The sequence below is a fragment of the Dolichospermum sp. LEGE 00240 genome, assembly GCF_015207875.1.
Lineage (GTDB): Bacteria > Cyanobacteriota > Cyanobacteriia > Cyanobacteriales > Nostocaceae > Dolichospermum > Dolichospermum gracile.
The window spans coordinates 1-1,513 of the sequence record NZ_JADEVZ010000001.1; the positions used below are offsets into that span (position 1 = coordinate 1).

The 1,513-nt window shown below is 53.1% G+C and carries 1 rRNA gene; it reads left to right on the plus strand.

The annotated features are described in order from the left end of the window. The first annotated feature begins 1 nt into the window (after position 1). Positions 2 to 1,489 (plus strand): 16S ribosomal RNA (locus tag IQ226_RS00005). Positions 1,490 to 1,513: the final 24 nt, after the last annotated feature.

Below are 1,513 nucleotides of genomic sequence, written 5' to 3' on the forward strand. Positions count from 1 at the left end.
CAAAATGGAGAGTTTGATCCTGGCTCAGGATGAACGCTGGCGGTATGCTTAACACATGCAAGTCGAACGGTCTTTTCGGAGATAGTGGCGGACGGGTGAGTAACGCGTAAGAATCTACCTTCAGGTTGGGGACAACCACTGGAAACGGTGGCTAATACCGAATGTGCCGAGAGGTGAAAGGCTTGCTGCCTGAAGAAGAGCTTGCGTCTGATTAGCTAGTTGGTGGGGTAAGAGCCTACCAAGGCGACGATCAGTAGCTGGTCTGAGAGGATGATCAGCCACACTGGGACTGAGACACGGCCCAGACTCCTACGGGAGGCAGCAGTGGGGAATTTTCCGCAATGGGCGAAAGCCTGACGGAGCAATACCGCGTGAGGGAGGAAGGCTCTTGGGTTGTAAACCTCTTTTCTCAGGGAAGAAGAAAGTGACGGTACCTGAGGAATAAGCATCGGCTAACTCCGTGCCAGCAGCCGCGGTAATACGGAGGATGCAAGCGTTATCCGGAATGATTGGGCGTAAAGGGTCCGCAGGTGGCATTGTAAGTCTGCTGTTAAAGAGTTTGGCTCAACCAAATAAAAGCAGTGGAAACTACAAAGCTAGAGTGTGGTCGGGGCAGAGGGAATTCCTGGTGTAGCGGTGAAATGCGTAGATATCAGGAAGAACATCGGTGGCGAAGGCGCTCTGCTAGGCCAAAACTGACACTGAGGGACGAAAGCTAGGGGAGCGAATGGGATTAGATACCCCAGTAGTCCTAGCCGTAAACGATGGATACTAGGCGTAGCTCGTATCGACCCGAGCTGTGCCGTAGCTAACGCGTTAAGTATCCCGCCTGGGGAGTACGCAGGCAACTGTGAAACTCAAAGGAATTGACGGGGGCCCGCACAAGCGGTGGAGTATGTGGTTTAATTCGATGCAACGCGAAGAACCTTACCAAGGCTTGACATGTCACGAATCCTGTTGAAAGATAGGAGTGCCTTCGGGAACGTGAACACAGGTGGTGCATGGCTGTCGTCAGCTCGTGTCGTGAGATGTTGGGTTAAGTCCCGCAACGAGCGCAACCCTCGTTTTTAGTTGCCAGCATTAAGTTGGGCACTCTAGAGAGACTGCCGGTGACAAACCGGAGGAAGGTGGGGATGACGTCAAGTCAGCATGCCCCTTACGCCTTGGGCTACACACGTACTACAATGCTACGGACAAAGGGCAGCTACACAGCGATGTGATGCGAATCTCACAAAACCGTAGCTCAGTTCAGATCGAAGGCTGCAACTCGCCTTCGTGAAGGAGGAATCGCTAGTAATTGCAGGTCAGCATACTGCAGTGAATTCGTTCCCGGGCCTTGTACACACCGCCCGTCACACCATGGAAGTTGGTCACGCCCGAAGTCGTTACCCCAACCGCAAGGAGGGGGATGCCTAAGGTAGGACTGATGACTGGGGTGAAGTCGTAACAAGGTAGCCGTACCGGAAGGTGTGGCTGGATCACCTCCTTTTAGGGAGACCTAATCCATTTAGAA